Genomic DNA, 22,975 nt, shown 5'->3' with positions numbered 1-22,975 from the left:
ACAGATCCGTCGGCGCCCCGATCAGGCAGTGGCCCGGGGCGGGGCCGGCCACTGGCCGGCCCCGCCGTCGGATCAGTTGTGCAGGTCGAACCGGTCGAGCTCCATGACCTTGACCCACGCCGCGGCGAAGTCCTGGACGAACTTCTCCTTGGTGTCCTCGAACGAGTACACCTCGACGATGCCGCGCAGGATGGAGTTCGAGTTGAACACCAGGTCGGCCGCGGTCGCCGTGCGGACGACGTTGCCGTCGGCGTCCAGGCCCTCGTAGACGCCCTCGCCCTCGACCGCGGTCCGCCACGAGATGCCCAGGTCGAGCAGGTTGCGGAAGAAGTCCTGGGAGAGGACCCCCACCCGGTCGGTGAAGACGCCGTGCTTCGCGCCCCCGGTGTTGGCACCGAGCACCCGCAGACCGCCGACGAGCACGGTCATCTCCTTCGGGGTGAGCTCGAGCATGTAGGCCTTGTCGATCAGCAGCGTCTCGGCCGGGAGCTTGCCGCCCGGCGCGATCCAGTTGCGGAAGCCGTCGGCCCGCGTCTCCAGCCAGTTGAAGTTCTCGACGTCGGTCTGCTCCTGGGTGGCGTCCGTGCGACCCGGGTGGAACGGCACGGTGACCGGCACGCCGGCGTCGGCCGCGGCCTTCTCCACCGCCGCGGTGCCGCCCAGGACGATCAGGTCGGCCAGCGAGACCTTCTTGCCGGACTGCTCGAACTCGGCCTTGACCCGCTCGAGGACCGGCAGGACCTCCTGGACGCCGGCGTTGGCCGCCCAGTTGATCTGCGGCTCGAGGCGGATGCGGGCACCGTTGGCGCCGCCGCGCTTGTCCGTGCCGCGGAAGGACGCGGCCGCGGACCACGCGGTGTGCACCAGCTGCGAGACGGTCAGCCCGGAGGAGAGCAGCCGCTGCTTGAGGTCGGCGATCTCCGCCTCGCCCACGAGCTCGTGGTCGACCGCGGGCAGCGGGTCCTGCCAGATGAGGTCCTCGGCCGGCACGTCGGGACCGACGTAGCGGGTCTTCGGGCCCATGTCGCGGTGCAGCAGCTTGAACCACGCCCGCGCGTACTGGTCGGCGAAGTAGACCGGGTCGTCGCGGAAGCGCTCGGAGATCGCGCGCAGCTCCGGGTCGCGGATGAGCGCGAGGTCCGTCGTCGCCATCATCGGGGGGTTCTTCTTGCCCTCGATGTGCGCGTCGGGCACGAGCTCCTGCGCCTCGGGGTTGCTCGGCTGCCACTGCTTGGCCCCGGCGGGGCTCTGAGTGAGCTCCCACTCGTAGCCGAACAGCGTGTCCCAGTAGCTGTTGTCCCAGGTGGTGGGCGTCGGGGTCCAGGCGCCCTCGAGGCCGCTGGTGATCGTGTCGGCACCCTTGCCGGTGCCGTGCTGGTTGATCCAGCCGATGCCGTTGCCGTGCACCGGGCAGCCCTCGGGCTCGGGACCGACCAGGTCGGGGTTGCCCGCGCCGTGGGTCTTGCCGAAGGTGTGGCCACCGGCGATGAGCGCGACGGTCTCCTCGTCGGTCATGCCCATGCGCCGGAACGTCACCTTGATGTCGTGACCCGACGCGACCGGGTCGGCGCTGCCGCGCGGGCCCTCGGGGTTGACGTAGATCAGACCCATGGTGACGGCGGCCAGGTGGCCCTCGTCGAGGTCGAGCGGGGCCTCGTCGGCGTAGCGCTCGTCGCCGAGCCAGGTGTCCTCCGGACCCCAGAAGACCTCCTCGGGCTGCCAGGTGTCCTCGCGACCGAAGGCGAAGCCGAAGGTCTTGAGCCCCATGTCGTCGTGGGCGACGTTGCCGGCGAGCACCAGCAGGTCGGCCCAGGAGAGCTTGCGGCCGTACTTCTGCTTGACCGGCAGCAGCAGGCGACGGGCCTTGTCGAGGTTCGCGTTGTCCGGCCAGCTGTTGAGCGGGGCGAAGCGCTGGGCGCCCTGGCCGCCGCCACCCCGGCCGTCCGCGATGCGGTACGTGCCGGCCGCGTGCCACGACATGCGGATGAACAGCGGGCCGTAGTGACCCCAGTCCGCCGGCCACCAGTCCTGCGAGGTGCGCATGACGTCGACGATGTCGCGCTTGACGGCCTCGACGTCGAGCGTGGCGACGGCGGCCTTGTAGTCGAAGTCCGCGCCGAGCGGGTCGGAGTCCTTCGAGGGCTTGTTCAGCACGTCCAGGTCGACCTGGTTGGGCCACCAGTCGCGGTTGCTCTGCGGCCGCCCGTTGCGGTGCTGGGTCGGCGAGGGGATCGCCGGGTTCTCGCTCTCGCTGGTGCTGGCGGTCTCGACCTTGTCGGCTTCTTTGCTCACTGTGTCCCTCTCTCTGCTCACTTGCGGTGGGGTGGTGCGGGACGTCGCTCGGCCACGCAGGCCGGGCAGCGCCCCCAGTAGATGACCTCGGCCTCGTCGATCTCGAAGCCGGCGTCGTCGGAAGCGGTCAGGCACGGCGCGTAGCCGACGGCACAGTCGACGTCGGCGATCACGCCGCAGGACCGGCACACGACGTGGTGGTGGTTGTCCCCGACCCGCGCCTCGTACCGCGCGACCGAGCCCGGCGGCTGCAGCCGCCGGATCAGGCCGGCGGAGGAGAGCACCCGCAGGCCGTCGTAGACCGCCTGGTGCGAGACGTCCGCCAGGCGCTCCCGGGTGGCTCCGATGAGCGACTCGGTGTCGGCGTGGGGGTGGTCGTACACGGCGGAGAGCACCGCCAGCCGGGGCCGGGTGACCCGCAGCTCGGCAGCCCGGAGCATGCGCTCCAGGTCCGTGGTCGTCGGCACGTGGCCATCCTCGCGCGATCCCAGTCCGGAATCAATCAAAACTTCACGGACGTCGGGGCGTCGTCCCGGTGAACGGGATCGCTATGGTCCCGACCACACCCCGGAGCAGGCGGAGGGCCCATGGAGCGCGTGCCACTGGTCGACTATCTGGTGCTCGGCGACGAGCCGCACCTCGTCGCCGCCGAGTGCACCGACTGCGGTGCCCGGTACTTCGACCGGCGCAGCGCCTGCGCGAGGTGCGGCGGACTGGAGTTCGGGTCGGCGGACGTGCCGACCGAGGGCGTGCTGACGACGTTCACGATCGTCCAGTTCGCGGCCGAGGGCGTCGAGGTGCCGTTCGTCGCCGGTGTCGTGGACTGCGACGGGACCAGCGTCAAGGGCAACGTCGTCAACACCCCGCCCGACCCCGAGCACGTCACGCTCGGCATGCGGGTGCGCCTGACCACGGTGCCGGTCGGCACCGACGCGGACGGCGTCGAGGCCGTCGGCTACGGCTTCGAGCCGATCGACTGAGGGAGCGCGTCATGGCCGAGAACGTGTGGATCCTGGGCATCTCGATGACCCGGTTCGGCAAGCACAAGGACAAGGACACCCTCGACCTGGGCTCCGAGGCCGCGATCGGCGCGATGCGCGACGCCGGCGTCGGGATCGGTGACATCGGTGTGCTGGCCGCCGGCAACCTCATCGGCGGCAACGGCTTCGGCCAGCTGCTGCAGAAGCAGATCGGGCAGACCGGCATCCCGGTCTACAACGTCGCCAACGCCTGCGCGACCGGCGCGACGGCGCTGCGCGTGGTGGTCATGGCGATCAAGTCCGGCGAGGTCGACACCGGCATGGCCGTCGGCGTGGAGAAGCTGTCGGGCGCCGGCCTGCTCACCGGCAACGCGCGCCAGGCCGAGGGCGGGCACTGGGTCCGCGACGGCCGCTACGGCGCGGTCGCCCCGCTGGACGGGCGGGTCGGCACCGAGACCATGCCGGGCGTCTTCGCCCAGATCGGCATGGAGTACGCGCACAAGTACGGGGGAGCGGACTTCGAGCTCTTCGCGCGCATCTCGGAGAAGAACCACGCGCACTCGACGCTCAACCCGATGGCCGCCCACCGCAAGCGCTTCACCCTCGACGAGATCATGAACGACGTCATGATCGCCTACCCGAACACCCGGCCGATGTGCTCGGCCAACGTCGACGGCGCGGCGGCCGCGGTGCTGGTCAGCGAGACCAAGCTGCGCACGCTCTCGCTGGAGCAGCAGCGGCGGGCCGTGAAGATCAGCGCCTCGGTGCTCACCAGCGACCCGTGGACCGACGGCTGCCAGGTGCTGCCCGACATCAACACCCTGACCCGGCGCGCCGCGGCGACCGCCTACGAGCAGGCCGGCATCGGCCCGGCCGACCTCGACCTGGTCGAGCTGCACGACTGCTTCGCCACCGCGGAGCTCGTCCACTACGACAACCTCGGCCTCTGCGAGCCCGGTGGCGCCGCCGACTTCTTCAACTCCGGGGCCACCTGGCGCGACGGCAGCACGCCGGTCAACGTCTCCGGTGGGCTCCAGTCCAAGGGGCACCCGGTCTCGGCCACCGGCATCGCCAACGTCTGGGAGGTCGCCACCCACCTGCGCGGCGAGGCCGGCGACCGGCAGATCGAGGGCGCGCGGGTGGGCCTCGCGCACGTCATCGGCCTCGGCTCGGCGTGCGGCGTGCACGTGCTGGAGAGGTCGGCCGCCTAGGTGCCCGGACCGACCGCCGCCCGGCTCGCCGGCGACCTCGCCGACGAGTACCGGGCCCTCGACGCCGTGCTCGCGGGCCTGGCGGACGACGACTGGTCCCGGCCCACGCGGGCGGTGGGCTGGGACGTCCGCGACACGCTCGGGCACCTCTGCTGGACCGACGAGGCCGCCCGGCTCGCCGTCGCCGACCCCGGCCGGTTCGCGGCCGAGCACCTCGGCTCGCGGCCGGCGGAGGGCCCGGCGCCCCGCAGTGTGGAGCTCGGGCGCTCCCTGCCGCCCGCGGAGCTGCTCCGGCGCTGGCGGGCGGCCGGGGCCGGCTTCCTCGACGCGGTGGCCGGCGCCGACCCCGCGGTGCGCGTCCCCTGGTTCGCGCTGCCGATGGGCCTGGCCAGCATGCTGACCGCGCGGTTGATGGAGACCTGGGCACACGGCGTCGACATCCGCGACGCGCTCGGGCTCCCGGTCGAGCCGTCGGCGCGGCTGCGGCACGTGTGCGACCTCGGCCACCGCGCCCGGGGCTACGCCTTCGCCGTCCACGGGGTCGACGACCCGGGCGATCCGGTCCGGCTGACGGTCCACGCACCGGACGGCACCGACTGGACCTGGGGACCTGACGACGCCGCCGACCGGATCACCGGCAGCGCGCTGGACGTCGCGCTGGTGTTCACCCAGCGCCGCCACCCCGCGCGCAGCGACGTCGAGGCGCACGGGGAGGTCGCCGCGACCTGGCTGGGCATCGCGCAGGCCTTCGCCGGACCGGCCACCGTCGCGGCGCCGGACCGCTGAGTCAGATCGTGCGCTCGTCGGCCAGCCGGGTGATGTCGGCCCAGCTGTAACCGAGTTCCAGCAGGACCTCCTCCGTGTGCTGCCCGAGCTCCGGTGCGGCGGCCGCGGGATCGGCGGGGGTGTCGCTGAACTGCACGGGCGTGCCGACGACGGCCTCGCCGTCGGCGGTGCGGGCCAGGTAGCCGTTCGCCCAGACGCCGGGGTCCGCGGCCACCTCCGCGTGGTCGCGCACCGGGGCGTGCCGCACGCCCGCCGCCCGCAGCAGGGCGCACCACTCCGCCGTCGGCCGGGCGCGGAACACCGGGGCCAGCTCCTCGTAGAGGACGGCGCGGACGTCGGGGCCGTACTGCTGCTGGGGAAAGCGTGCCGCCAGGTCGGGCCGGCCCACGAGCGCGTAGAAGGCGGGGCGGTCCGAGCCGCGGACGCCGGCGACGGCCAGCCAGCCGTCGGCGGTGGGGAACAGGCTGTAGATCCCGCCGACCAGCGGAGCGCCGCGGTTGGCCCGGCCGGGGACGCGGCCGGAGATCAGATAGGAGGCGTACTCGCCGGCCTGTGCCCAGATCTGGCTGCCCAGCAGCGAGGTCTCGACCCGCTGGCCCCGGCCGGTCCGGCCCCGGGCCACCAGTGCGGCGAGGACCGCCGAGGCGAGCGTCTGGGCGGCGATGCTGTCGGCGATCAGCGCGCCGACCGGGGTGGGTTCGGTGCCGTCGGCGCCGGTGGCGGAGACGAGCCCACCGGCGGCCTGTCCGCTGAGGTCGGCGCCGGACTGCCGCGCGTCCGGGCCCAGCGGGCCGTACATCGAGCCGACGCCGTAGACGATCCGCGGGTTGCGGGCGGACACGTCGTCGTAGCCCAGGCCCCAGGACTCCATCGTGCCGGGCGTGAAGTTGGAGATGACGACGTCCGCCTGATCGGTGAGCCGGAGGAACACCTCGCGGCCGGCGGGGACCCGCAGGTCGAGCGTCATGCTGCGCTTGCCGCGGTTGCAGGCCGCGAAGTAGCCCGACCGCGGCTCGTCGGGGGCTGCGGGCAGCGAGCGGGAGTGGTCGCCGATGCCCGGGAGCTCGACCTTGACGACGTCGGCGCCCCAGTCCCGGAGGAGGCCCGCCGCCTGCGGGCCCTGCACGGCCAGCCCGGCGTCGACCACGGTCAGCCCGTCCAGTGCGCCCACCGGCCGGACACTAGCCGCCGGCGTATCTCGCTGGCCTCCGTCGCCCGCGGGGTCTACAAGGGGACTCCCACTCGCGTACCGGAGGCCTGCGCATGCCGTCGAACCCGCCGACGATCCACGACTGGGCCGGTGGCCGCCCCGCCTTCGAGGGCTGGCTCGGCCGCTTCTACGACCTGGTGGAGGACGACGACCTGCTCGGACCCGTGTTCGGCGGCCGGGTCTCGCACCAGCACCGGACCGACGTCGTCACCTGGTGGTGCGAGGTGATGGGCGGCCCGGCCGACTACACCGCGGCCCTCGGCGGCTACGAGAACATGCTCCGCCACCACCGCGGCCTGGGCATCACCCCCGAGCAGCGGCTGCGCTTCGTCACGCTGCTCTCCCGTGCCGCCGACGACGCGGGGCTGCCCGGCGACCCGGAGCTGCGCGCGGCGCTGATGGGCTACGCCGAGTGGGGGACCCGGCTGGCGATGGAGAACTCCGCGGACGGGGCCGACGTCGTGGAGCAGGCCCCGGTGCCCCGCTGGGGCTGGGGAGTGGCCCCGCCGTACCAGCCCGGGAGCTGACCGGTCAGGCGGCGAACGCCCCGCGCACGACGTCGAGGAACGTCTCGAGCGGGGTGCCGGACCGCCGGCCGGCGATCTCCGGGTCGACGTGGATGTGTGCGGCGATCAGTCCGCCGACGTACCGGGCGAGGTCCGCGGGGTCGCCGGCCCGCACGGTCCCGTCGGCCTGGCCCTGCTGGATCGCGGCGGCGTAGAGGTCGAGCATCGCGCCGGTGATCTCCCGTGCGTGCGACGCGGTGCGGTGCGCGCCCGGGGCGGCCAGTGAGGTGCGGGCGTGCGGCGGGAAGGCCCGCATGTCGGTGACCGCGACCGAGGCCATGGCCAGGAGCCGGGCCAGGCCGGTGCCCCCGGTGCACTCCCCGAGGTGCTCCACCAGGAGCCGGGCGGGCCGTTCGAGCACCGCGGCGTAGACGGCGTCCTTGCTCGGGAAGAGGTTGTAGATCGAGCCGACCGAGTGGCCGCTGGCCGCGGCGATCCGGTCGAGGCTCGCGCCCTCGAACCCGGCGGTCGCGAAGAGCTCCTCCGCCGCGTCGAGGACCTCCCGGCGGCGGGTCTCCAGCTCCCGCGCCCGGCGCAGCTCCCGCGGCGACGGCGCCCCGGCGGGCACGTCGTCGGCCACGTCCGGAGCTGCCGTCACGGGTCCCAGTCTGCCATCCGGGACGTCTGTCCGTGAACGCCGTTCGTTCCTTGAGGGTCGTTCACGTCACTGCTAGCGTCGCCGCACCGCTGCACCCACGCTCACTCGGAGGTCGACGTGCCATCAGCTCGGGACGCGCGGGACTGGGCCCGCTCCGGAGGCCTGCACGGGATCGGCGACTCGCTGTACACCCCGTTCAGCGGCCCCGACGGGGACGACATCGACTACGACGCCTACCGCGCGCTGGTGCGGTACTGCGTGGGGGACCTGCGGCACCCGATGCTGTGGCTCACCAGCGGCATCGCCGAGTGGTGGTCGCTCACGATGGACGAGCGCAAGAAGCTCACCGAGGTCGCGATCGAGGAGGCCCGGGCGATCGACCCGGGCGTCGTCGTCCAGGCGTGCACCGCGGCGACCAGCGCCAAGGACGCCGTCGAGCTGACCCGGCACGCGCAGGAGGCCGGTGCCGACATCGCCTACCTCCAGACGCCGCCGATGGAGCTGCACGGGGGTGAAGGCGTGCTCCGCTTCGTCCAGTACGTCGCGGACCGGACCGACATCGCGCTGGGCCTGTTCAACTCCCCGTCGTCGAACTACGTGATGACCCCGCAGGAGGTCGCCCGCATCGCCGAGGCGGTGCCCGCGGTCTGCGCGACCAAGGAGGGCTCCTTCAAGCCGTACTGGAGCAAGGCGCTGCACGCCCTGGCCCCCGACCTCGTCATCTGGGAGTGCGACCTGATCGTCTACCGGGCCGGGTGGCTGCAGGAGGGCATCGTCACCGGCGCGCAGCTGGGCACCTGCGGCTACCTGTACGAGACGCCGGAGGACAAGCGGTACACCCGGTACTTCGAGCTCTTCGAGGCCGGCGAGATCGGTGAGGCGATCCGGCACGCCGCGGACTCCGGCATCGACCGGTTCAGCGCCGACATGGGCACCTGGTTCACCTCCTACCCGGGCCGCCCGGACTACTTCACGCACTGGGGCTCGGCCTTCCGCCACGCGGCCGCGGTGATGGGGCTGCCGATGGGCGACCACGCCGAGTCGCGGCCGCCGCAGGGCGTGCTGCCCGACGCGGCGCGGGCGCAGATCCGGCGCGCGGTCGAGAACGCCGGGTTCGCCCGCGAGCTCGCGCCGACGGCCTGAGGACGGCGACGTGGACCTGCTGGTCCGGGACAAGGCCTTCGTCCTCGTCGGCGGAACGGCCGGGATGGGCCTCGCGGCCGCCCGCCAGCTCGCCGAGGAGGGGGCGTCGGTGGCCGTGGTCGGCCGGGACCGCGACCGCGCCGAGGCCGCGGCGGCGGAGCTGCGGGCGGCCGGCGCCACGGAGGCCGTCGCCCTCACCGCTGACGTGCACCGCAGCGGCGACGCCGAGCAGGCGGTCGACGCGGCGGCCGAGGGGTTCGGCCGGCTCGACGGGATCGCGGTGACCACCGGACTGCTCGGGCACGACGGGCTCGACATCACCGACGACCGCTGGGACGAGGTCTTCCACGACGTGCTCCGGGGCACCGTGCGCAGCGTCCAGGCGGCGCTGCCCCACCTGCGGCGGCAGGGCGGCACCGTCGTCACCACCGCGGCCTACAGCATGCGGGCGCCGGAGCTCCTCCGGTTGCCATACGCCTCGCTCAAGGCCGCCGTCGCCACCTTCACCAAGGGCATCGCCAAGGCCTACGGCGCCGACGGCGTCCGGGCCAACTGCGTCGCGCCGGGCGCGATCGAGACCGCCGGCCTGGCGCGGATGCGGCAGCTGCTCGCCGAGCAGCGGGGTGTCCCGCCCGAGGGGGTGCTCGAGCAGGTGATGGTCGAGGAGTGGCACCTGGACGTCGCCCTGCGTCGGCCCGGCCGGCCGGAGGAGGTCGGCGAGCTCATCGCCTTCCTCCTGTCCCCGCGGGCCGGCTACGTCACCGGCGCACTGGTCAACGCGGACGGCGGCACGAACTTCTAGGACGGGCCCGGAGCGAACCTTTGGTCCGATCGGGGGTCCGGCGCACTACTCTGCACCTCGTACCGCCGCCGAGAACCGAGGGAAGACCCATGCCCGGAACCATCCCGCACTGGATCGACGGAGCCCTCCGGGAGAGCACCTCCGGCCGCACCGCTCCGGTGACCGACCCCGCGACCGGTGAGGTCACCGGCCAGGTCGTGCTCGCCTCGGTCGACGAGGTCGACGCGGCGGTCGCCGCCGCGACGAGGGCGTTCCCCCTCTGGCGCGACATGTCGCTGGCCAAGCGGACGACGATCCTCTTCGCGTTCCGGGAGCTGCTGAACGCCCGCAAGGGCGAGCTCGCGGAGATCATCACCGCCGAGCACGGCAAGGTCCTCTCGGATGCACTGGGCGAGGTGTCGCGCGGCCAGGAGGTCGTGGAGTTCGCCTGCGGGGTGCCGCACCTGGTCAAGGGCGGCTTCACGGAGAACGCCTCGACCGGGGTGGACGTGCACTCGGTCCGCCAGCCCGTCGGGCCGGTGGCGGTGATCAGTCCGTTCAACTTCCCGGCCATGGTCCCGATGTGGTTCTTCCCCATCGCGATCGCCACCGGCAACACGGTGATCCTCAAGCCCAGCGAGAAGGACCCGTCGGCGGCGCTGTGGATCGCCGAGCTGTGGAAGCAGGCCGGTCTCCCCGACGGCGTGTTCAACGTCGTGCAGGGCGACAAGGTCTCGGTCGACCGGCTGCTGGAGCACCCGGACGTCAGGGCCGTCAGCTTCGTCGGGTCGACGCCCATCGCCCGCTACGTGTACGAGAACGGCACCCGCGCGGGCAAGCGGGTGCAGGCCCTGGGCGGGGCCAAGAACCACATGGTCGTGCTGCCCGACGCCGACCTGGACCTCGCCGCCGACGCCGCCATCAACGCCGGCTTCGGCTCGGCGGGGGAGCGGTGCATGGCCGTCAGCGCGCTGGTCGCCGTGGGCGGGATCGGCGACGACCTGGTCGCCCGGATCGCCGAGCGGGCGCACACGCTGCGCACCGGTGACGGCCGCCGCGGCTGCGACATGGGGCCGCTGGTCACCAAGGAGCACCGCGACAAGGTCGCCTCCTACGTGGACGCCGGCGAGGCCGCGGGCGCGAAGGTCGTGGTCGACGGCCGCGAGGTGCGGCCGGACGGCGCGGCGGACGGCTTCTGGCTCGGGCCGACGCTGCTGGACAACGTCTCGACCGACATGACCGTCTACACCGACGAGATCTTCGGGCCGGTGCTGTCGGTGCTGCGGGTCGACACCTACGAGCAGGCGCTCCAGCTGATCAACAGCAACGAGTACGGCAACGGCACGGCGATCTTCACCAACGACGGTGGCGCCGCGCGGCGGTTCCAGAACGAGGTCGAGGTCGGGATGATCGGCATCAACGTGCCGGTCCCGGTGCCGATGGCCTACTACTCCTTCGGCGGCTGGAAGCACTCGCTGTTCGGTGACTCCCACGCCCACGGCACCGAGGGCATCTCCTTCTTCACCCGCGGCAAGGTCGTGACCTCCCGCTGGCTGGACCCCAGCCACGGCGGCCTCGACCTCGGCTTCCCGCAGAACGTCTGACGGTGCGGATCGGGTTCGTCGGGGCCGGCCGCATCGGCCGGCCGATGATCGGCCGGCTGGCGGCGGCCGGGCACGACGTGCGGGTGTTCGTCCGGTCGCCGGAGTCGGCCGAGGCGGTGCGTGCACTCGGTGCCGCACCGCTGGAGGACCTGGCGGCCGTGGCCGAGGCCGCCGACGCGGTGCTGGTCTGCGTGCTCAGCGACGGGCAGGTCCGCGAGGTGTGCCTGGACGGCGGCCTGGTCGACGCGATGCCGTCGGGCTCGGTGCTGGTCACGCACACGACCGGCAGCCCGCGGACGGTGCAGGCCATCGCCGAGCGGGCCGGTGCCCGGGGGATCGAGGTCGTCGACGCGCCGATCAGCGGCGGCCCGCCCGACGTCGAGGCCGGGTCGGTGACGCTGTACGTCGGCGCGACCGACGAGGGCCTGGCCCGGGCTCGCCCGGCGCTCGAGGCCTACGGGGACCCGCTGATCCACCTGGGGCCGCCCGGGTCGGGCCAGCAGGTGAAGCTGCTGAACAACGCCGTCTTCGCCGCCAACATCGGCGTCCTCGCCCAGGCCGTCCGGACCGCGGCCGACCTGGGCCTCGACGAGCGCGCGTTGCTCGCCGGGCTGCAGCACGGCAGTGGCACCAGCCGGGCGCTGCAGTTCATGGGCGGCGCCGGCACGGTGGACGGCTTCGCCCGGGCGGCGGGCGAGTTCATCGGCAAGGACGTCGCCGTCGTCAACCAGGTGATGGCCGAGCTGGGCGTCGACCTGGGGGAGATGCGCCCGGCGCACCGGCTGCTGGCCGAGCACATGGCGCCGGAGCACGCGGCCTACATCACCGGCCCGACGGCGTCCTGACCGGCGCCGGTCAGCCCTCGGGTGCCTGGGCGAACTCGCGGTACACGGTCTGCTCGCCGAGGAAGAACGTCGGGTAGATCTCGAGGGTGAGGGAGTCCAGCAGCTTCGGGATGTCGAGCTCGGGTGAGCGGAGGAAGCCCTTCGCCTGCTCGACGCTCGGGAACTCGAAGACGTTGAGCACCTCCCGGCCGTCGTCGGTGGCCCGGAAGAGCCACTGCCGGGTCGCGCCGAGCCGGGCGAACTTGTCGGCGTTCCGGTCGAGGCTCGCCGAGTACTCGGCGTAGTCCTCGACGGGGAAGATCGTCACCAGGTAGACCATCGCGCCGCCTCCTCGCTCGGTGTTCACGGACGGGCCTCCAGCCGGCCGCGGGGGCGCGGCCCGTGGTGCTCCTCGAGCAGGGCCCGCACGTGCGCGGTGCACCGCCCGCAGTCCGTCCCGGCCCCGCAGGCGTCGGCCACCTGGCGCACGGTCCGGGCGCCGCCGGTGATGACCTCGCGCACGGTCGTGCTGCTCACCACGCGGCAGATGCAGATGTACACCTCGCCACCGCCCCGGGCTCGGGGACGACCGCGTCGTCGTCCCCCTGGCATCCAAGACCACGCGGGGCCCCGGCCGCCTCCCGGGACGCGCGCCGGGGCGGGCGCGGTCCGCCCCCACCGCCGGGGGACGGCCTGCGAACCGGGAGCGCTGTACGGCCCTCGGGACCGGGGAATCCGGCACCGGTCCGTCTCACCAATCTGGGTCGGCCGCCTCGCGGGCGGCGCTAAACCCTGCGCAGAGCTATTAGGCTCGATGCATGACGACTTCCGGCCGCTCGCGTGACGCGGGCAGCTCCCCCCGGCCGATCAAGCGGGGTGCCAAGGTCGCCGAGGCGCTCGCGCAGGAGATCGTGCACGAGATCGTCTCCCGCAAGCTCCCCCCGGGGACGCTGCTGTCCTCCGAGGCACAGATGCTCGAGGACTACGGCGTGGGACGCGGCTCGCTGCGCGAGGCCCTGCGGATCCTCGAGGTGCACGGCCTGATCACCATGAAGCCCGGTCGCAACGGTGGGCCGATGGTCATCGAGGTCGGCTCGCGCGACTACGGGCGGATGTCCAGCCTCTTCTTCCACATCGGCGGGGTGACCTTCCGCCAGCTCGTCGAGGCCCGCCTGGCCCTGGAGCCGATGATGGCGCGGCTCGCCGCCGAGCGCCGCGGCCAGGAGCTGGTGGGTGCCCTCGCCGACCCGGAGACCACCCACGTCGAGGACGACAACGAGTACTTCGACGCGACGACGGACTTCCACAAGACGGTCGCCGCCATGTCGGGCAACCCGGTGCTCAACCTGATGAGCTCGTCGCTGGAGGAGATCTTCCGCGACCAGGTGAGCGGACTGCTGTCGCCCAAGGACGAGCGTAAGCACGTGCTCGAGGTGCACACCGACATCGCCGAGGCCATCGCCCGGGGCGACGCCGAGGCCGCCGAGAAGCACATGCGCGAGCACATGCAGGAGTACGCCGACTGGGTCTACTCCGGCCACCCGCAGCTGATCGACGCGATCATCGACTGGAAGTGAAGGACCCCGTCCCTCTCACCCCTCGCAAGCTCGGGGCGAGCCTCCGGACGGGGCCGTCCTGCCGCACGTAGCTCCGCTGCTGTCCCTCAGCGGCCCTGCCAGCGCGGGGCGCGCTTCTCCGTGAACGCGCGGGCGCCCTCCTGGGCGTCGGCCGACGAGCGGATCGGCTCGTAGACCTCCCACTGACGGGCGAAGGCCTCCTCGGCCGGCCACCCGGGGCCCTCGGCCAGGATGCGCTTGGTGCCCTGCACGGCCAGCGGCCCGTTGCCGGCGATCTGGTGCGCCAGCTCGAGCGCTGCGGTCAGCGCCTGGCCGGGCGGCACCAGGCGGTTGACCACGCCGGCCGCGTGCGCGTCGGCGGCGCTCACCCGGTCGCCGGTCAGCGCCCACTCGGTGGCCTTGGGCAGGCCCGCCTTCACCGGCAGCCGCAGCAGCCCGCCGCCCCCGGCCAGCAGGCCCCGCTTCACCTCCGGCAGCCCGAAGAAGGCGTCTTCGGCGGCGACGACCAGGTCGCAGGCGAGCGCGATCTCGAAGCCCCCGGCGAGTGCCGGACCCTCGACCGCGGCGATCAGCGGCGTCGTCGGCGGTCGCTCGACGAGGCCGGCGAAACCGCGCCCGGGCACGGCCGGCTTCTCCCCGGCGAGGAAGGCCTTGAGGTCCATGCCGGCGCTGAACACGCCGCCGGCGCCGGTGATCACCCCGACGAACAGTCCGTCGTCGCTGTCGAGGGAGTCCATCGCCGCGCCGATGGCCTGCGCCGTGGCGGTGTTGATCGAGTTCTTCGCCCGTGGCCGGTTGATCGTGACGACGAGGACGGCGTCCTGGCGCTCGACCAGGACCTCGGGCTCGGCCGCCTCGCTCACTTGGGCTGCATCCGGATCGCGCCGTCCAGCCGGATCGTCTCGCCGTTGAGCATCGGGTTGTCGATGATCGCCATCGCCATGCGGGCGAACTCGTCGGGCTGGCCGAGGCGCCGCGGGTGCGGCGTCATCTCGCCGAGGGAGTCGCGCACGTTCTGCGGCAGCCGGGCGAGGATCGGGGTGTCGAAGGTGCCCGGGGCGATCGTGGCCACCCGGATCAGCTTGCTGGCCAGGTCGCGCGCGGCGACGAGGGTGAGCCCGACGATGCCGGCCTTGGCCGAGGCGTAGGGGAGCTGGCCGATCTGGCCCTCCCACGCGGCGACCGACGCGGTGAGCACGCAGACGCCGCGCTCGCCGTCGACCGGGTCGTGCTTCGCCATCCGGGCGGCCGCCTGGCTGAGCACGTTGAACGTGCCGATCAGGTTGATCCGCACGATCTGCTCGTAGAAGGCCAGGTCGCCCGGGTTGCCCTCCTTGTCGACGACGCGCATGGCCCCGCCGCGGCCGGCGCAGTGCACCAGCGTGCGCAGCGGCGCCAGCTCGTCGGCAGCGGCGACCGCGGCGGCGACGGCCTCCGGGTCGGTGACGTCCGCGGCGACGAACCGCGTCTTCCCGCCCAGCTCCTTCGCGACCTCCTCGCCGGCGGAGGTGGGCAGGTCGACGAGGACCGTCGGCACGCCCTTCTCGACCAGGCGGCGGGCGGTGGCGAGGGCGAGCCCGGAGGCCCCTCCCGTGACGACGGCGGAGCCCGACGTGACGTCCATGCTCAGTTCCTCCCTGCGCTCAGGTTCTCGATCACCAGTGCGTTGGCCATGCCGCCGGCCTCGCACATCGTCTGCAGTCCGTACCGCTGGCCGGTGTCCTCGAGGTACCCGAGCAGCGTGGTGGCCAGCCGGGCGCCGGAGGCGCCGAGCGGGTGGCCGAGGGCGATCGCGCCGCCCCGGGGGTTGAGCTTCTCGCCGGGGATCCCGAACTCGGCCTGGAAGGCCAGCGGCACCGAGGCGAAGGCCTCGTTGACCTCGAAGGCGGCGATGTCGTCGATGGACAGCCCCGACCGCTGCAGCAGCTTGTGGGTGGCGGGGATCGGCCCGGTCAGCATCATCAGCGGGTCGTCGCCGGTCACCGCGGTGGCGGCGATGCGCGCGCGGGGCGTGAGGCCCAGGGCGGCGGCGCGCTCCTCGCTCATCACCAGCAGCGCGGAGGCGCCGTCGGTGAGCTGGGAGGAGTTGCCGGCGGTGATCTTCCAGTCCAGGTCGGGGAAGCGGGACGCGTGCGGACTGGCGGCGAACGCCGGCTTGAGCCCGCCCAGCTTCTCCACGCTGGAGCCCGGCCGGATCGTCTCGTCGGCCGTGACGACGCCGTCCGGCGTGGTGATCGGCACGATCTCGCGGTCGAAGGCGCCCGAGGCGGCGGCCGCGGCGGCCCGGTCGTGCGAGGCGACGGCGAAGGCGTCGAGCTGTTCGCGGGACAAGCCCCACTTCTGCGCGACGAGCTCGGCGGAGATGCCCTGCGGCACCAGGCCGGGGGAGTAGCGCTCGTTCACCCGGGGGCCGTGCGGGTCGGCGTCGCCGCGCGCGGAGCCCATCGGCACCCGGCTCATCGACTCGACGCCGGCGGCGACGGCGATGTCGTAGGCGCCGGCGACGACACCCTGCACCGCGAAGTCCAGCGCCTGCTGGCCGGAGCCGCACTTGCGCTCGATGGTCACCGAGGGCACCGACTCAGGCCACCCCGCCGCGAGCACCGCCTGGCGGCCGGGGGTCGCCGACTGCTCGCCGTTCTGCCCGACGCACCCCACGAGGACGTCGTCGATGGTGGCCGGGTCGAGGGAGTTCCGCTCGGCGAGAGCGCTGAGCACCTGGGCCAGCAGGTCCACCGGGTGCAGCCCGGACAGGGCGCCGCCGGCCTTGCCGCGGCCCATGGGACTGCGGACGGCGTCGACGATGACGGCAGGAGGCATGGGGGTGTCCTCTCGGCAGCGGGTGTGGCCGTTGACACCCTAACCATGAATACCAATAACATGGAATCCGCCGTCGGGTGCTCGTTCGCCCGGTGGACCGATCCTCGCAGCGGTGCCGGGGTCGTCGCAGAGGAGAGGACCGCACATGTCGTTCGACCTGCCGGAGCATCACCAGCAGCTGCGGGAGCGGGCCCGTGCGGTCGCCGACTCCGTGCGCGACCAGGCCGGGGAGGCGGACGCGGCCACCGACGTCCACCCGGGCATGCGCGACGCGCTGCGGTCCAGCGGCCTGGCCGCCCTCACCGTGCCCGCCGCCCACGGTGGCGAGTCCGAGAAGGTCGACTCGCTGGCGGTGACGGTCGTCCGCGAGGCCTTCGGCGGGGTGTCGGCCCACCTGGACTCGCTGTTCGCGATGCAGGGCATCGGCAGCTACGCCCTGGCCGTCGGCGCCAGCGAGCGGATCCAGGCGGAGTGGCTGCCGAAGGTGGTCTCGCTGGACGCGATCGCCGCGCTCGGGCTGACCGAGCCCGAGGTCGGTTCGGACCTCAAGTCGATCACCACGAAGGTGGTCCAGGAGGGCGACGAGCTGGTGCTGAACGGGCGCAAGTCGTTCATCACCAACGCCGGCGCGGCGCACTTCTACAGCGTGCTGGCCAAGGAGGACGAGGGCTTCTCGCTGGTCTTCGTCCCGGCCGACACCCCCGGCGTCTCGGTCGTCCCGGGGCCGGACCTGATCGCGCCGCACATCATCGGCGAGGTCTCCTTCGACGACGTGCGTGTCCCTCTGGACTCCCGGGTCGGGCTGCCCGGCCAGGCGTTCCCCATGGTCCTGCAGACGCTGGCGACCTTCCGGGTGTCGGTCGCCGGCTCCGCGGTCGGGCTGGCCCAGGCCGCGCTGGACGAGGCCGTCCGGCACACCACCGGCCGCGAGCAGTTCGGCAGCACGCTGGCCCGGCTCGGCCCGATGCCGCAGATGCTCGGCACCTGCTGGATGGAGATCGAGCAGGCCCGGCTGCTCACCTACGCCGCTGCCACCCGCGCGGCCGCCGATCCGATGGGCGCCCTCAACTGGTCGTCCATGGCCAAGGTCGCCGCCACCGAGACCGCCGGCCGGGTCGCGGACCGCTGCGTCCAGATGATGGGCCGCTTCGGCGTGGTCACCGGCTCGACCATCGAGCGGCTGTACCGCAACGCGCGGCCGATGCGCATCTACGAGGGCGGCAACGAGGTCCTGCTCGGCCAGCTGGCCAAGACCCTCACCCGCCCCGCCCGCTGAGAACCCCAGAGAAGAGGCCCGCCATGGTCGCCGTCGGCATGCTGCTCTCCGACGTCCCGTCGTCCGTCAGCCCCGCCCAGCAGTTCGACGACGTGCGCCGCATCGTCGACGCCGCGCAGCGGAACGGGATGACCTACATCGCGATCGGCCAGCACTTCCTGTACGGGGAACTGCGCTGGCTGCAGCCGGTCCCGCTCCTGGCCCGGCTGGCCGCCGACTGCGACCGGGACACCCGCCTGGCCACGCAGATCATGATCGCGCCGCTCTACCACCCGGTGATGCTGGCCGAGGAGCTCGCCACCCTGGACGTCGTCACCGAGGGCCGGCTCGTCTTCGGCGCGGGCATCGGCTACCGGCCCGAGGAGTTCGACTACCTCGGCATCCCGTTCAAGGAGCGGGCGGCGCGCACCGACGAGATCCTCGAGCTCCTGGTCAAGCTCTGGACCCAGGACGAGGTCACCCACCACGGCCGGTTCTGGCAGCTCGAGGGGGTGCGGCCGCACCTCAAGCCGGTGCAGTCGCCGCACCCGCCCATCTGGGTCGGCGCGCAGAGCGTCGCCGGCGCCCGCCGGGCCGGCCGCCTCGGTGACGCCTTCCCCGTGACGCCGGAGGCCACCTACGACGAGATCGAGGAGCGCTTCGCCGCCGTCCGGGAGGGGTTCGCCGCCCGCGGCAAGCCGTTCGGCCCCCAGCCGGTGCGCCGCAACGTCCTGGTGGCGAACTCGCGCGAGGAGGCGATCGTGGAGTACGCCCGGGTGGCCAAGGGCAAGTACCTCAGCTACGCCGAGAAGGGCATGGCCAAGGCGGGCAGCGCGGCCGACCTCGACGCGGACTTCGTGAAGACGGTGACCGAGCACGCGGTCCTCGGGACCGACGCCGAGGTGATCGCCTCGCTCACCGAGCTGTGCACCCGCTTCCCGGTGGACCCGCTGCTGCTGCGGCCGCAGTGGCCGTCGATGAGCGCCGACGAGACCATCGCCGCCATCGAGCGGCTGGGCAAGGAGGTCGTCCCGGCCATCCGGGCCCTGCCCACCCCGGCGCCCGAGATCCTGCCGGCGCCGTCGGGCGCCTGAGCGTCGTCCATTCGCACGTCCGAACGTCAGGAGGAGCAGTCATGGGTCGGTTCGAGGGAAAGGTCGCGCTGGTCACCGGCGGCGCGCGCGGGCAGGGGCGGTCGCACGCGGTACGCCTGGCCGCCGAGGGGGCCGACGTGGTCGTCGTCGACGTCGCCCGCCAGTTCGAGTCGGTGCAGTACGCGATGAGCACCCCGGAGGACCTCGCCGAGACGGAGAAGATGGTCCGCGACTCCGGGCGGGAGTTCCTCGGGATCATCGGTGACGTCCGGGACGAGGAGCAGGTGAGGGCCGCGGTCGCCCAGGCCGAGGAGCGCTTCGGGACGATCGACCTGGTCTGCGCCAACGCCGGGATCCTGCCGTCGACCGGGCCGCACGCCCAGCGCGTGAGCGCCTGGCACGACACCATCGCCACCAACCTGTCCGGCGTCTTCTTCACGCTCCAGGCCGTCGTCCCGGGCATGGTCGAGCGGGGGACCGGCGGGGCGATCGTCCTCACCGGGTCGACGTCGAGCTTCCGCGGCGTGGCCTACAAGCTGGACATGCTCAACCCCGGCCACCAGGCCTACGGGGCGGCCAAGTCCGGCGTCCTCTCCCTGATGCGCAACTACGCCATGGCGCTGGGGACGCACGGCATCCGGGTGAACACGATCATCCCGGCCGGCGTGGACACCCCGATGATCAACAACGAGTACTTCTCCAAGGACCTGCAGGCCGACGCGCCTCCCGGGTGGATGGCCAACGTCATGGAGCACGGCCTCGTGCAGCCCGGCGACATCTCCGACGCGGTGCTGTTCCTGCTGTCGGACCAGGCGAAGTTCATCACCGGCACCGCGCTGCCGGTGGACATGGGCACGCTCCTGATCTGACCCCGGCTCGCGGTGCTCGCACGGCTCCGGACCCGTCCACGAGGACGGGTCCGGAGCCGTGCTGCGTCGAGGGCGGGGACCCATGCGGAACCCGGGTAAACATACGCAGGAACTCTGGCGTGTTCGCCCGGAGTGTGCCTACCGTCACACCACGCCGGACGAGCCGCACGGCCGCCGGCGGACCCCGCCAGCCGCAGCCGGACGCACCGTGCCCGGCGCAGACGCGAAGGAGTCCTCGTGAAGACCGTCGGAGCACTGTTGTGGGAGCCCGGGACCCGATCCGGGTGGAGCGTCGAGGAGATCGAGGTCGACCCGCCGCAGCGGCGCGAGGTCACGGTCAAGCTGACGGCGTCGGGCATCTGCCACAGCGACGACCACCTCGACACCGGCGACATCCCGTTGCCCTGGGCGCCGATCCTGGGCGGTCACGAGGGCGCCGGCGTCGTCACCGAGGTGGGCCCGGAGGTCAGCGACCTGCAGGAGGGCGACCACGTCGTCATGTCCTTCCTGCCCTCCTGCGGCAAGTGCTCGATGTGCGTGGCCGGCCGGGCCAACATGTGCGTCCTCGGCGCCGGCGTGCTCGCCGGGTTCGCCCCGGACGGCACCCACCGCGTCCACGCCCGCGGCAAGGGTGTCGGCGCCATGAGCTACCTGGGCACCTTCGCGCCGTACGCCACCGTCCCCGTCGACGCGGTCGTGAAGATCGACCCGGAGATCCCGCTGATGCCGGCGTCGCTGATCGGCTGCGGCGTGCCCACCGGCTGGGGGTCGTCGGTCTACGCCGCCGACATGCAGCTCGGCGACACGGTGGTGATCTTCGGCACCGGCGGCGTCGGCATGAACGCCGTGCAGGGGGCCGTGCACCGCGGCGCGCGGAACATCGTCACGGTCGACCCGGTGCCGTTCAAGCAGCAGAAGGCCAAGGAGTTCGGGGCGACGCACCCGGTCGGCTCGTTCGCCGAGGCCGCCGAGCTGATCCAGCAGATGACGAACGGCCAGGGCGCCGACCGGGTGATCATCACCGTCGACGTCGCCCGCGGCGAGATCGTCGAGCAGGCGAACCAGCTCACCCGGCGCGGCGGGGTCATCGTGCTCACCGCGGCGGCGCCGGTGCTGCAGCGCGACGTCCAGTTCGACCTGTTCAGCTTCGCCATGTCGGGCAAGCGGCTGCAGGGGTCGCTCTACGGGACGACCAACTCCCGCAACGACATCCCGCTGATCGCCTCCATGTACAAGAACGGGCAGTTCAAGCTCGACGAGCTGATCACGAAGACCTACGCGCTGGAGGACATCAACGAGGCCTTCGCCGACCTGCGCGAGGGCACGAACATCCGCGGCGTCATCGTCTACGACGACTGAGGCCCGCGATGACCGCCACCGCGCACGACGCCCGCACCGCCGACGTCCTGGACATCCAGCGCGCCACCCACGTCTACGCCCGCGGGCTGGACCGGTTCGACCCGCAGGAGGCCCTGTCGGCCTTCACCGACGACGCCGTCTGGGACGCCACCCCGGTCGGGCTCGATCGCCTCGAGGGGCGCGCGGCGATCCTCGACTTCTTCGAGCGGGACGCCGCCGCGATCGCCGACCAGTTCCACGTCATCACCAACCACGTCGTGGACGTCGACGACGACGGCGTGAGCGCCCGCGGCACCAACTACGTGTTCTCCGAGGGGCACACGAAGAGCGGCGCGGCGTTCCGGGCGATCGCGCTCAACGAGGACGTCTACCGGCGTACCGCCGACGGGTGGCGCATCGCCTCCCGCCGCATCTCCGCCCTCACCCCGCCCGAGATGGAGGGGTTCGATGCCTGACCGCCCGGCCCCCGGCCTGAGAGGACCAGCATGAGCAGCGCAGTGCAGGAGCGTGCCGGCAGCGGCGTGCGCTCGTTCGACCGGCTCTTCGTCGGCGGCCACTGGGTGGCCCCGGCGACCGACGAGCTGATCGAGGTGGTCTCGCCGATCACCGAGGAGGTCGTCGCGACGGTCCCGGCGGCGAGCCCGGCGGACGTCGACGCCGCCGTCGCGGCGGCCCGGGCGGCGTTCGACGAGGGACCGTGGCCCCGGATGGCCCCGGCCGAGCGGGCCGAGGCCCTGCGCCGGGTCGCCGCGGAGGTCGGCCGGCGGATCCCGGAGATGGAGGCGTCCTTCACCGCCGAGATCGGCGCGCCGGCGATGATCAGCCAGGCGTTCCACGCCAACGCGACGGCGATCTGGGACGACGCCGCGACCCTCGCCGGCACGATCGTGCTCGAGGAGGAGCGTCCCCTCCCCGGCGGCGGGAAGGTCACCGTCGTCCGCGAGCCGGTCGGTGTGGCCGCGGTGATCATCCCGTGGAACGGGCCGGTGGCCACCGCCTCGTTGAAGATCGCCCCGGCGCTCGCGGCCGGCTGCACCGTCGTCCTCAAGCCGGCGCCGGAGGGGCCGGTCTCGGTGCTGGTCCTGGCGGAGGCGCTGGAGGCCGCCGGGCTGCCGGAGGGGGTGGTCAGCGTGCTCCCCGGTGGTCGCGAGGTCGGCGAGCACCTGGTGCGCCACCCCGACGTCGACAAGGTGTCCTTCACGGGCTCGACCGCGGCGGGGCGGCGGGTCATGCAGCTGTGCGGCGAGCGCATCGCACGGGTGACGCTGGAACTGGGCGGCAAGTCGGCGGCCATCGTCCTGCCCGACGCCGACGTGGCCGCGGTCGCGCAGACGGTCACCTTCGCCGGCATCGGGAACTCCGGGCAGGTCTGCGCCGCGCTGACCCGGCTGGTGGTGCCCCGGGACCGGCAGGAGGAGGTCGTCGAGGCGGTGCGGGGGGTCATGGAGGCCGTCCGCGTGGGCGATCCCCGCGAGGAGGGTGTGCTGATCGGCCCGCTCGCGGCGGAGCGGCAGCGGGAGCGGGTGGAGGGCTACATCCGCACCGGCATCGAGGAGGGTGCCCGCCTGGTCACCGGCGGCGGCCGCCCGGAGGGGCTGGAGCGCGGCTGGTACGTCCAGCCGACGCTCTTCGCCGACGTGGACAACTCCATGCGGATCGCTCAGGAGGAGATCTTCGGGCCGGTGCTCGTGGTGATCCCCTACGACACCGTCGACGACGCGGTGCGGATCGCCAACGACAGCCCCTACGGGCTCTCCGGCGCGGTGTTCACCGCCGATCCGGCGCTGGGGGAGGCCGTCGCCCGCCGGGTCCGCACGGGCCAGATCTACGTCAACGACTGGGGCATGTGCGTCACCCAGCCCTTCGGCGGCTTCAAGCAGTCCGGGCTCGGCCGGGAGGGCGGCATCGAGGGGATCGGGGCGTTCCTGGAGACCAAGGTCATCCAGGGCATCTGAGGCAGCACCCGACGGCTCCGGTCCCCTCGGGGGCCGGAGCCGTCGTGCGTC

At 73.0% G+C, this 22,975-nt stretch carries 24 protein-coding genes; 15 read left to right on the top strand and 9 right to left on the bottom strand.

Features of this window, described 5'->3' with window-relative positions; translation table 11 throughout:
- Positions 1 to 72: 72 nt before the first annotated feature.
- Complete coding sequence (katG, locus tag N555_RS0101875) at positions 73 to 2,292, bottom strand: catalase/peroxidase HPI (protein WP_029429811.1); 2,220 nt, start codon at positions 2,290 to 2,292, stop codon at positions 73 to 75.
- Positions 2,293 to 2,309: 17 nt separating this feature from the next.
- Positions 2,310 to 2,759: a Fur family transcriptional regulator gene (locus tag N555_RS0101870; RefSeq protein WP_029429810.1), complete on the bottom strand. Its 450-nt coding sequence runs from the start codon at positions 2,757 to 2,759 to the stop codon at positions 2,310 to 2,312.
- 120 nt (positions 2,760 to 2,879) lie between these two features.
- Here N555_RS0101870 and N555_RS0101865 point away from each other — a divergent pair, with 120 nt between their 5' ends.
- Genes N555_RS0101865 through N555_RS0101855 form a run of 3 tightly spaced genes read left to right on the top strand, consistent with a single transcriptional unit; the run spans position 2,880 to position 5,269 of the window.
- Positions 2,880 to 3,272, top strand: coding sequence for a Zn-ribbon domain-containing OB-fold protein (locus N555_RS0101865; protein WP_029429809.1), 393 nt, complete (start codon positions 2,880 to 2,882; stop codon positions 3,270 to 3,272).
- A gap of 11 nt (positions 3,273 to 3,283) precedes the next feature.
- Positions 3,284 to 4,483 carry a thiolase family protein gene (locus tag N555_RS0101860; RefSeq protein ID WP_029429808.1) on the top strand — a complete coding sequence of 400 codons (1,200 nt, stop codon included), beginning with the start codon at positions 3,284 to 3,286 and terminating at the stop codon, positions 4,481 to 4,483.
- On the top strand, positions 4,484 to 5,269 hold the full coding sequence (locus N555_RS0101855; RefSeq protein ID WP_029429807.1) for a TIGR03084 family metal-binding protein: 786 nt from the start codon (positions 4,484 to 4,486) through the stop codon (positions 5,267 to 5,269).
- A gap of 1 nt (position 5,270) precedes the next feature.
- On the opposite strand, the gene N555_RS0101850 is transcribed toward N555_RS0101855, so the two are convergent.
- Positions 5,271 to 6,440, bottom strand: coding sequence for a CaiB/BaiF CoA transferase family protein (locus N555_RS0101850; RefSeq protein ID WP_029429806.1), 1,170 nt, complete (start codon positions 6,438 to 6,440; stop codon positions 5,271 to 5,273).
- A 92-nt stretch (positions 6,441 to 6,532) separates the two neighbouring features.
- Here N555_RS0101850 and N555_RS29045 point away from each other — a divergent pair, with 92 nt between their 5' ends.
- Positions 6,533 to 7,006, top strand: coding sequence for a group II truncated hemoglobin (locus N555_RS29045; RefSeq protein WP_029429805.1), 474 nt, complete (start codon positions 6,533 to 6,535; stop codon positions 7,004 to 7,006).
- Positions 7,007 to 7,010: 4 nt separating this feature from the next.
- Here the strand turns inward: N555_RS29045 and N555_RS26505 are convergent, their stop codons facing one another.
- A complete protein-coding gene (locus tag N555_RS26505) occupies positions 7,011 to 7,643 on the bottom strand; it encodes a TetR/AcrR family transcriptional regulator (RefSeq protein ID WP_156036062.1) in 633 nt (210 codons plus the stop codon).
- Between the two features lie 117 nt (positions 7,644 to 7,760).
- Here N555_RS26505 and N555_RS0101835 point away from each other — a divergent pair, with 117 nt between their 5' ends.
- The 4 genes from N555_RS0101835 (at position 7,761) to N555_RS0101820 (ending at position 12,016) form a co-directional block, all read left to right on the top strand.
- A complete protein-coding gene (locus tag N555_RS0101835) occupies positions 7,761 to 8,786 on the top strand; it encodes a dihydrodipicolinate synthase family protein (RefSeq protein WP_029429803.1) in 1,026 nt (341 codons plus the stop codon).
- 10 nt (positions 8,787 to 8,796) lie between these two features.
- Positions 8,797 to 9,588, top strand: a complete 792-nt coding sequence (locus N555_RS0101830) for an SDR family NAD(P)-dependent oxidoreductase (RefSeq protein ID WP_029429802.1) — start codon at positions 8,797 to 8,799, stop codon at positions 9,586 to 9,588.
- 89 nt (positions 9,589 to 9,677) lie between these two features.
- A complete protein-coding gene (locus N555_RS0101825; RefSeq protein ID WP_029429801.1) occupies positions 9,678 to 11,171 on the top strand; it encodes a CoA-acylating methylmalonate-semialdehyde dehydrogenase in 1,494 nt (497 codons plus the stop codon).
- A 2-nt stretch (positions 11,172 to 11,173) separates the two neighbouring features.
- Positions 11,174 to 12,016 carry an NAD(P)-dependent oxidoreductase gene (locus tag N555_RS0101820; RefSeq protein ID WP_029429800.1) on the top strand — a complete coding sequence of 281 codons (843 nt, stop codon included), beginning with the start codon at positions 11,174 to 11,176 and terminating at the stop codon, positions 12,014 to 12,016.
- 10 nt (positions 12,017 to 12,026) lie between these two features.
- On the opposite strand, the gene N555_RS0101815 is transcribed toward N555_RS0101820, so the two are convergent.
- Both N555_RS0101815 and N555_RS0101810 read right to left on the bottom strand, forming a co-directional pair.
- Positions 12,027 to 12,362: a DUF1330 domain-containing protein gene (locus tag N555_RS0101815; protein WP_156036059.1), complete on the bottom strand. Its 336-nt coding sequence runs from the start codon at positions 12,360 to 12,362 to the stop codon at positions 12,027 to 12,029.
- Complete coding sequence (locus tag N555_RS0101810; RefSeq protein WP_255347328.1) at positions 12,359 to 12,607, bottom strand: (2Fe-2S)-binding protein; 249 nt, start codon at positions 12,605 to 12,607, stop codon at positions 12,359 to 12,361. Before N555_RS0101810 ends, N555_RS0101815 begins: the two co-directional genes overlap by 4 nt.
- 206 nt (positions 12,608 to 12,813) lie before the next feature.
- Between N555_RS0101810 and N555_RS0101805 the strand changes: the two genes are divergently transcribed.
- Positions 12,814 to 13,572 (top strand): FadR/GntR family transcriptional regulator, encoded by a 759-nt coding sequence (locus N555_RS0101805; protein ID WP_051683556.1) that lies wholly within the window; start codon positions 12,814 to 12,816, stop codon positions 13,570 to 13,572.
- An 86-nt stretch (positions 13,573 to 13,658) separates the two neighbouring features.
- Here the strand turns inward: N555_RS0101805 and N555_RS0101800 are convergent, their stop codons facing one another.
- The 3 genes from N555_RS0101800 to N555_RS0101790 are packed head-to-tail and all read right to left on the bottom strand — an operon-like array spanning position 13,659 to position 16,392.
- Positions 13,659 to 14,435 carry a crotonase/enoyl-CoA hydratase family protein gene (locus N555_RS0101800; RefSeq protein ID WP_029429796.1) on the bottom strand — a complete coding sequence of 259 codons (777 nt, stop codon included), beginning with the start codon at positions 14,433 to 14,435 and terminating at the stop codon, positions 13,659 to 13,661.
- Positions 14,432 to 15,196, bottom strand: coding sequence for an SDR family NAD(P)-dependent oxidoreductase (locus N555_RS0101795; protein WP_029429795.1), 765 nt, complete (start codon positions 15,194 to 15,196; stop codon positions 14,432 to 14,434). The genes N555_RS0101800 and N555_RS0101795 overlap by 4 nt, the downstream gene beginning before the upstream one ends.
- 2 nt (positions 15,197 to 15,198) lie before the next feature.
- Positions 15,199 to 16,392, bottom strand: a complete 1,194-nt coding sequence (locus N555_RS0101790) for a thiolase family protein (protein WP_029429794.1) — start codon at positions 16,390 to 16,392, stop codon at positions 15,199 to 15,201.
- 145 nt (positions 16,393 to 16,537) lie between these two features.
- Between N555_RS0101790 and N555_RS0101785 the strand changes: the two genes are divergently transcribed.
- The 6 genes from N555_RS0101785 (at position 16,538) to N555_RS0101760 (ending at position 22,924) form a co-directional block, all read left to right on the top strand.
- Positions 16,538 to 17,668, top strand: a complete 1,131-nt coding sequence (locus N555_RS0101785; protein WP_029429793.1) for an acyl-CoA dehydrogenase family protein — start codon at positions 16,538 to 16,540, stop codon at positions 17,666 to 17,668.
- Positions 17,669 to 17,691: 23 nt separating this feature from the next.
- A complete protein-coding gene (locus N555_RS0101780) occupies positions 17,692 to 18,741 on the top strand; it encodes an LLM class flavin-dependent oxidoreductase (RefSeq protein ID WP_029429792.1) in 1,050 nt (349 codons plus the stop codon).
- 41 nt (positions 18,742 to 18,782) lie between these two features.
- On the top strand, positions 18,783 to 19,610 hold the full coding sequence (locus N555_RS0101775; RefSeq protein WP_029429791.1) for a mycofactocin-coupled SDR family oxidoreductase: 828 nt from the start codon (positions 18,783 to 18,785) through the stop codon (positions 19,608 to 19,610).
- Positions 19,611 to 19,847: 237 nt separating this feature from the next.
- Positions 19,848 to 20,969, top strand: coding sequence for an NDMA-dependent alcohol dehydrogenase (locus N555_RS0101770; protein ID WP_029429790.1), 1,122 nt, complete (start codon positions 19,848 to 19,850; stop codon positions 20,967 to 20,969).
- Between the two features lie 8 nt (positions 20,970 to 20,977).
- The gene (locus tag N555_RS0101765; RefSeq protein WP_029429789.1) at positions 20,978 to 21,424 is read left to right on the top strand and encodes a nuclear transport factor 2 family protein; all 447 of its coding nucleotides are present in this window, start codon (positions 20,978 to 20,980) and stop codon (positions 21,422 to 21,424) included.
- Between the two features lie 30 nt (positions 21,425 to 21,454).
- Positions 21,455 to 22,924 (top strand): aldehyde dehydrogenase, encoded by a 1,470-nt coding sequence (locus tag N555_RS0101760; protein ID WP_029429788.1) that lies wholly within the window; start codon positions 21,455 to 21,457, stop codon positions 22,922 to 22,924.
- Positions 22,925 to 22,975: the final 51 nt, after the last annotated feature.

It is taken from the genome of Blastococcus sp. URHD0036, assembly GCF_000701365.1.
In the GTDB taxonomy this organism is placed as follows: domain Bacteria; phylum Actinomycetota; class Actinomycetes; order Mycobacteriales; family Geodermatophilaceae; genus Trujillonella.
Note: the sequence above shows the minus strand (reverse complement) of the source record. Positions and strands in the feature narration are given on the sequence as shown.

Excerpts from the sequence above, each read along its gene's own strand:
- N555_RS0101865 (WP_029429809.1), top strand. The coding sequence starts at position 2,880 with ATGGAGCGCGTGCCACTGGTCGACTATCTGGTGCTCGGCGACGAGCCG.
- N555_RS0101860 (WP_029429808.1), top strand. The coding sequence starts at position 3,284 with ATGGCCGAGAACGTGTGGATCCTGGGCATCTCGATGACCCGGTTCGGC.
- N555_RS29045 (WP_029429805.1), top strand. The coding sequence starts at position 6,533 with ATGCCGTCGAACCCGCCGACGATCCACGACTGGGCCGGTGGCCGCCCC.
- N555_RS0101825 (WP_029429801.1), top strand. The coding sequence starts at position 9,678 with ATGCCCGGAACCATCCCGCACTGGATCGACGGAGCCCTCCGGGAGAGC.
- N555_RS0101810 (WP_255347328.1), bottom strand. The coding sequence starts at position 12,607 with ATGCCAGGGGGACGACGACGCGGTCGTCCCCGAGCCCGGGGCGGTGGC.
- N555_RS0101805 (WP_051683556.1), top strand. The coding sequence starts at position 12,814 with ATGACGACTTCCGGCCGCTCGCGTGACGCGGGCAGCTCCCCCCGGCCG.
- N555_RS0101795 (WP_029429795.1), bottom strand. The coding sequence starts at position 15,196 with ATGGACGTCACGTCGGGCTCCGCCGTCGTCACGGGAGGGGCCTCCGGG.
- N555_RS0101790 (WP_029429794.1), bottom strand. The coding sequence starts at position 16,392 with ATGCCTCCTGCCGTCATCGTCGACGCCGTCCGCAGTCCCATGGGCCGC.
- N555_RS0101785 (WP_029429793.1), top strand. The coding sequence starts at position 16,538 with ATGTCGTTCGACCTGCCGGAGCATCACCAGCAGCTGCGGGAGCGGGCC.
- N555_RS0101780 (WP_029429792.1), top strand. The coding sequence starts at position 17,692 with ATGGTCGCCGTCGGCATGCTGCTCTCCGACGTCCCGTCGTCCGTCAGC.
- N555_RS0101775 (WP_029429791.1), top strand. The coding sequence starts at position 18,783 with ATGGGTCGGTTCGAGGGAAAGGTCGCGCTGGTCACCGGCGGCGCGCGC.
- N555_RS0101765 (WP_029429789.1), top strand. The coding sequence starts at position 20,978 with ATGACCGCCACCGCGCACGACGCCCGCACCGCCGACGTCCTGGACATC.
- N555_RS0101760 (WP_029429788.1), top strand. The coding sequence starts at position 21,455 with ATGAGCAGCGCAGTGCAGGAGCGTGCCGGCAGCGGCGTGCGCTCGTTC.